The sequence below is a fragment of the Moraxella nonliquefaciens genome, from assembly GCF_001679005.1.
Classification (GTDB): domain Bacteria; phylum Pseudomonadota; class Gammaproteobacteria; order Pseudomonadales; family Moraxellaceae; genus Moraxella; species Moraxella nonliquefaciens.
Genome location: NZ_LXTW01000005.1, coordinates 1 through 5,962, shown reverse-complemented (window position 1 = coordinate 5,962; position 5,962 = coordinate 1). Strand labels below are relative to the sequence as shown.

Sequence of the window (5,962 nt, the reverse complement as noted above, 5' to 3'; positions counted from 1 at the left end):
GGGTGTTTTACTGGATAATAAAAAAATTTTCCACAGCCTTTATCATTGATTTTAAAGGAAATTTTGCAAAAAAATTTTGCTCTAAAATATATTAAAATATTACTACTAACTAACTACTTTAAAAAGTAGTTAGTAGGGAAACCAAAAATTCTGAAAATTTTTAAAAATTCCCCCAACCCCCAAAGGGGGCTACTAACTACTTTTTTTAATTTTTTTAATTAAAAATCAAAAATTGATTGATTTTTTTGAAAATTTTTGGCAAAAAATGGATTTTTTGAAAACTCAATCACAGATAACAAATAAAACACGCTCTAAAACGCACAGAAACCGCCCTATTTTTCATTTTAGAAGCAAAAAGGTATAAACATACCACCCAACCCAAAAACAACGCTAAAAACCCCCTTAAAACGCATTTTTTGAAAAACTGAATTTTTTGACTTAGAAACCAAAGGATTTTTTTAATTTTTTTGAAAAAGTTCCGCCCGCCCGATTTTTTGGCGGTGGGTTGGTCTGAAACACGCCCTAAAATGAGCGTAAAGGGGTTTTCTTGGCGTTTTAGGGGCTTGGGTGGTACTTACCCACCACCCAAACAAAAAACGCCCTAAAATGAGCGTTTTAGAGCGTTTTTAAAAATTTAAAAATTTTCGTATTTTTGACGGATTAAATCTTGGTCTTTGGAAGCGTGAATAAGCTCCAAAATTCGTACTTGTGTTTCCACAACAGTGTAGTAAGCAAGGTAAGGCGGTGTTTTAATAACCATTCGTCTAATGTCTTCACAAAAATCGGTTTTTTGGCAACCAAAGGGCATAAATTCTAACTTGTCCAACTGCATAACGATGTTATCAAACATTTTGTCAGCCAGTTCTTGACCACCTTTTTCTGCATAGTAAAAAGAAATTTCCGTTAATGCGTCCAAAACTCGTGGTTCATAAACCACCGTGTAAGTGATGTTATTCATAGGATTTACTTATTATTTTCTAGTCTTTCTCTTACTCTTTGCATTACAATTTCTTTGGCTTTGGCACTACTTACACCCTGTGAGCCATTCTCTTTCATCTCGTTATATGCACGCATTACACGGTTTTTAATATAACTTTGATATTCCGCTTCTTCCTGTGCTTCTTGCAAAGATTTTTCAATCATTTCAAGCACCACAAAATTTAATGAGCGGTTTTGTTTTTGGGCGATTTCGGTTAAGGCTTGTTTTTTGTCAAAGTCCAAAACAAGTGATAAGCGTTCTTTTTGGGGTTTTGGGGCGGTTGCTAGGTGTGGCATAGCTGTATTACTCATAGTTATTAAAAGTTATTAACTTTTAATATTCTATCAATTTTTTTAGAAAAATCAAATCTTTTTAAAAAATTCCTAAAAATTTTTTGCGTTTTGGTGCTTCAAGTAATTTTACACTTTGGGAAAGATCTTTAATGGTTGCCAGTAACTCAAAAATTTGCTTTTCTTGGGCGTGTATGCGTTCGGTGGCTTCTGTTAAGCGGTTTTGTAGGTCTTTGGTGCGGCTCAAAGTGTAGGGCTTGTTCAAGTAAGGTGTATTCTTGACTGTTTTTGGGTGTACTTTGTTGTATTTTAGACGGTGTTCATTTTTGTTTGGCGTGTCCAAACACTCGTATCATCTCGCTTGGGTCTATCTCGCCTTGCGGTGTTTTTGTCAGTTCTCAATCCTTGATTTTAGCGTAAATGGTGGTTCTTGATACGCCCCATTCTTTGCTTGCTTGTGATATGTTCATAGTGTTTTTTAAATTGTTCTTGATTGTATGGTTTTGTACTGGTGGACAGTGTATAAAAAATTTTAATAAAATCAAATGTTTGTTATAAAATTTTAAATTAATTTGACTTTTTAAAATGCTTTCATATTATATAAATATCTTTAACTTCAACAAAAGGTAATAGTTATGGCAACATTGACTTTACAAGAAAATACAAGCATTCCAGTCGGTTCTATTAGAACTATCGGGGAGTTTGGCAATCCATACATTGTTTCTGATAAAACGGAAACTTTGGATAATGGGAAAATTTTGGTGGAAATTGAGTTTTTGCAAAGTGGTCGTAAAGATTACTACCCACTCAATGAAATTTTATTAGACCCAGAGGCTGAATAATATGTACGCTATTGGATTTGACTTACTCGTAAAAGAAGTAGAAAAACACCACCCAAAAGGTGTAAGACAGGCATATTCTGATATTGAAATTATTTTGAATAAATTTAGTTTCAATCGTATTCAAGGTAGTTTGTATGTAACCGAGAATGAGAATATGGAACTTGTTACAAAAGCGATGGTTTCTTTAAGTAGGCTATCGTGGTTTAGTGCGTCTGTTAGAGATATTAGGGCTTTTAAAGTTGAACAGTGGTCTAACTTTAATTCTTTCTTTAAGGAAGAGTTCTAATTGCAAAAAATCCCAATCTAATTAGATTGGGATTTTTAATTTAAAAAAACGAAAAATTATATACAATTTTTAAAATCAAATCAAGATACTTTCTGTAAAGAAAAATCCACCTAAAAAGTGGATTAAATCGTAAATACTGGCATTTGGGTATTTGAACAAAACAGGCAAAACCGCCATTAAAAGCGTATTCATTTGGGCGGTAAATTCGCCCTTTAATAATTCTTCAAAAATGGAGCGAAAGGCTTCGGCATACTTTTCCGCTTCAATATCGGTTAAATTATCTTTGTTTGGCACATCAAAAGGATTTAAACACGGAAAAAATCCGTCCAAATTTGGCTCAATATAAATCAGACGGTTATTTTCTATATTTACCCAAAATTTGGCGACTTGCTCACAAATTTCCCCATTAGGCGATAATAAAATAAGCCCAGTTCTTTTATCTCTTGTTAAATAATGCCAAATTAGGGATTTTATGGCTTCACTTTTTCCACTCCCTGTTCCGCCTGTAATGTAGGTATGCAAACGCCTATTATTTTCGCTTATGGGAAGTTTATTTGACCGCTTCAAAAAGGGTGTAATATTTTTGAAATTTTCTGTCAAATAGTAAGCGTAACCGTATTTTGTGGTTTCATATTTCTTCAAAATTTCTTGAAGATAAAAGGCTTTTTCATAGGTTTTAAGATTTAAATGATAGTCAAAAACCGCTTGGCGATAAACTTCATCAAATACCTGTTGTTGTAGTTCATTGGTGGCATTTAATAAACTTTTGTTTAGCTTATCAGGTTTTTTTAATGGGGTATTTCTTTGAAATAAAAATTTTTCAAAATTTGGCACATTAAACCGCTCCGAATTTTCATTCAAATAATCCCCCAATAAATCCAAATTGTATTGGTATTCATATTCGCAATAAAAATCAGAGTATGTAACTTCGTTCATTTTGCTTTACTCTTGCGATAATATCGCCTTTTTCTCGCTGTATTATAGCGATAATATAGCGAGTAGTATAATTAAAAACCTAATAAAATCAAATATTTATTATAAAATATTCATTCACTTTGTCTATTCTCATTCCCCATAGGGAGAATAGCCACTTTTTAACCCCAGTTGTTCATACGCTTGCTTCACATAGGCTTCAACATTTTGGGCATTCGCTTCCAAAACATTTAAGCCCAGTTCAAGCTCTAACAACTGGAAAAATATTTGACAATATTTTTCAAAGGTTAAAAAGTCTTTTTTCAGATGATTTTCCAAAATCATCTGTTCTATTTGGTTTTTGGCTTGTAATTTTATTCTATTGATTTCTGCATTATTTTTAAGCCGTTCAAGTAAACTAGTTGCCCTTGTTTCGTGGGCGATTTTTTGCATTTCTAACTGGTAGGCGGTCTGTTTGGCAATTTCATTTTGAAAAAATTTTTGTGTATCATTTAAGCAATTTAATAAATTTTGAACCGCCATTACTTCCAAATTATTTTGGGCTTGAATTTTGGCAATTTGAATATTGGCTTCATTTCTTCTTTGTTCATTTTCAAAATCAGCCTGCAATTTTCTATTAAAATTGGCTTGTTCTGTGGCGAATTTACGCTCATTGAGTGATTGGCTTTGCGTTTGTAAATCCAAACGCCTTTGGGCGATATAATCGGAAAAATGGCTCATATTAACCCCTGCTTTTTCAATTCTGCTTCAAGTTCTAATAACTGCTTTTGGGCGGTTAATTCGTTTTGTGTGCTGTTATTGATAATCGCCTGTTGGTACATATTCGCCAAATATTGATGTAAATGTATTTGAGCGACTTGGGCAATATATTCAATTCTTAATTGATTTTGATAGTGTAGGTTTTCATTATCTATTTCAGATAAAGCCCTTTTTCTTTGGAGTTCACGCCTTAAATTTTTTTGGAAATTTATTTCATCTTGTTTGGCATAATATTGATTATCAAAATAATTTATTAAAATTTTATGCAAACCAATCACATAAAAGAAAAAAGGGAAAACAAAAGAAAACATAAAAGCGAACATAAAAGACAAAGATAATGCTTCTTTTACTACAAAAATACGAAATAAAAACAAAATCAAAAATGAAATTACATAAAAAATTAAATAGGTTTTTAGCTTACTGGAATACATTTTTACACCCCTATAAACAAAATTTTATTAAATCATTTTTAAGATTTTTGAACAATATAAAAATTTGTAACAAAATGTTACAAATTTTTTGAATGAATGATGCCAACCAATGTAAAGCAATGGGGCGGTTTTTTGTAAGGCTTCAAACCGTTTTTTCGGTCTTCTTTAAAGCCCGTCAAAAAGAATGGTATAGTTTGCTTTATCGTCTGTTCTATCTCGTCTAAAATCGCTTCTTGTTCGTCCTGTGGCAAGGCTTCAAACACGGAAAAACACCGCTCACGCTCCGCCCTTTCCTGCCGTTCTCGCTCTTCCGCTTCCTTTTTGGCTTTCTCTTCGGCTTCTTTCTTTGCTTTTTCTTGGCGTTTTTTCTCGTCCGCTTCCGCCTTTGCTTTTTGTTCGGCTTCCCAGTTATCAAGCCCCCAACTTTCTAAAAAAGCCTTGTTATAAATCGCCCCAATGCTCGCCTTTTTGCCGTCCGCCTTTAACTTGTCTATATAGCCGTTGGCTCGGTCAATAATCGCCTTTATTTGGTCTTCTGAAAATTGCCCTAAATATTCCAGTTGCTTATTTGGTGGTATGGTTATCAAGGACTTTTCAAAGGCTGGATTTGGTTCAATGGGTGCAATTTCTAAAACTGGTGTAGTAGCCTTGTATTCCATTTCAAAATGCAAACCAATAACTTTAACACCTTTCTTTTCTAAAACCACCCTTACCAAAATATCAGACATTTCATTATCATTGATATTTTTAATTGGCTTTGTCAAAGTCCATTCATTTAATCTAAAAAATTGTTTGTATTCATTTTCCTTTAATCCAATATAATCCCTATATTCTTCAACGGTAAAATATGGCGTACGCCCCACCCCTATATAGTCCTTACAAAGTTTATAAATAATGGCTTCATATTTTCCCCCAAAAGAATTAAAAATATCCCAGTTGAGAAGTAAAAACATTTGTTTCGCTTCTAAATTGCCTTGTACGACTTTTTCAATAAATGACGGTAATTTAAAAGAAATTTTTGTGCTACTAACTTTCCACTCCGACAAAAAACCCATACCGTGAGTTACTGGTTTGCCGTCTTTTTCTAAATAATTGATGATGATTGGTTGTTGGCGTAAGGCTTCAAGGTCTGCTTTGAGTTCCTTTTTTACTGGTTCATAGCCCATAAGGTTTGAAATATCAGACAAAGAAACGCTATAAAATCCGTCCTTGTCTGCTTGTGTGTTGGCTTCTATCAATTCCTTATAGGCTTTCAGAAGCAAGAACCAGTATTTATATTGCCTTGCGGAAATACTGTGTTTGATGTGTACAAGTTCTTGGGGGGTTCTTGTAAGTGGCTTTTTGTCTTGCTTATTCATATTTTATCCAAAAAAACTGATGTAAGTATTATATTTTTTATTATCCAAAAGTCAATAATAATTCTACTGGATAATAGGGGGGTG

9 protein-coding genes are annotated in these 5,962 nt (G+C 33.2%); 2 read left to right on the top strand and 7 right to left on the bottom strand.

What is annotated here, in order from left to right:
• Positions 1 to 634: 634 nt before the first annotated feature.
• The 3 genes from A7456_RS03170 to A7456_RS03160 form a co-directional block, all read right to left on the bottom strand.
• Positions 635 to 958, bottom strand: a complete 324-nt coding sequence (locus A7456_RS03170; RefSeq protein WP_067007529.1) for a type II toxin-antitoxin system RelE/ParE family toxin — start codon at positions 956 to 958, stop codon at positions 635 to 637.
• A 5-nt stretch (positions 959 to 963) separates the two neighbouring features.
• Positions 964 to 1,290, bottom strand: coding sequence for a hypothetical protein (locus A7456_RS03165; RefSeq protein ID WP_145916052.1), 327 nt, complete (start codon positions 1,288 to 1,290; stop codon positions 964 to 966).
• A gap of 61 nt (positions 1,291 to 1,351) precedes the next feature.
• Positions 1,352 to 1,612 carry a hypothetical protein gene (locus A7456_RS03160; RefSeq protein ID WP_067007523.1) on the bottom strand — a complete coding sequence of 87 codons (261 nt, stop codon included), beginning with the start codon at positions 1,610 to 1,612 and terminating at the stop codon, positions 1,352 to 1,354.
• A 292-nt stretch (positions 1,613 to 1,904) separates the two neighbouring features.
• Between A7456_RS03160 and A7456_RS03155 the strand changes: the two genes are divergently transcribed.
• The gene (locus tag A7456_RS03155) at positions 1,905 to 2,111 is read left to right on the top strand and encodes a DUF5397 family protein (protein ID WP_067007520.1); all 207 of its coding nucleotides are present in this window, start codon (positions 1,905 to 1,907) and stop codon (positions 2,109 to 2,111) included.
• A gap of 1 nt (position 2,112) precedes the next feature.
• Positions 2,113 to 2,397, top strand: a complete 285-nt coding sequence (locus tag A7456_RS03150) for a virulence factor (protein WP_067007517.1) — start codon at positions 2,113 to 2,115, stop codon at positions 2,395 to 2,397.
• Between the two features lie 75 nt (positions 2,398 to 2,472).
• On the opposite strand, the gene A7456_RS03145 is transcribed toward A7456_RS03150, so the two are convergent.
• The 4 genes from A7456_RS03145 to A7456_RS03130 all read right to left on the bottom strand — a co-directional run bounded on the left by A7456_RS03145 (position 2,473) and on the right by A7456_RS03130 (position 5,878).
• The gene (locus A7456_RS03145) at positions 2,473 to 3,231 is read right to left on the bottom strand and encodes a type IV secretion system DNA-binding domain-containing protein (protein WP_158512470.1); all 759 of its coding nucleotides are present in this window, start codon (positions 3,229 to 3,231) and stop codon (positions 2,473 to 2,475) included.
• A gap of 231 nt (positions 3,232 to 3,462) precedes the next feature.
• Entirely contained in the window at positions 3,463 to 4,014 is a 552-nt protein-coding gene (locus A7456_RS03140) for a hypothetical protein (RefSeq protein ID WP_145916051.1), read from the bottom strand.
• A gap of 32 nt (positions 4,015 to 4,046) precedes the next feature.
• Positions 4,047 to 4,520 (bottom strand): hypothetical protein, encoded by a 474-nt coding sequence (locus A7456_RS03135; RefSeq protein ID WP_067007508.1) that lies wholly within the window; start codon positions 4,518 to 4,520, stop codon positions 4,047 to 4,049.
• Positions 4,521 to 4,597: 77 nt separating this feature from the next.
• Complete coding sequence (locus A7456_RS03130) at positions 4,598 to 5,878, bottom strand: replication initiation protein (protein ID WP_067007506.1); 1,281 nt, start codon at positions 5,876 to 5,878, stop codon at positions 4,598 to 4,600.
• Positions 5,879 to 5,962: the final 84 nt, after the last annotated feature.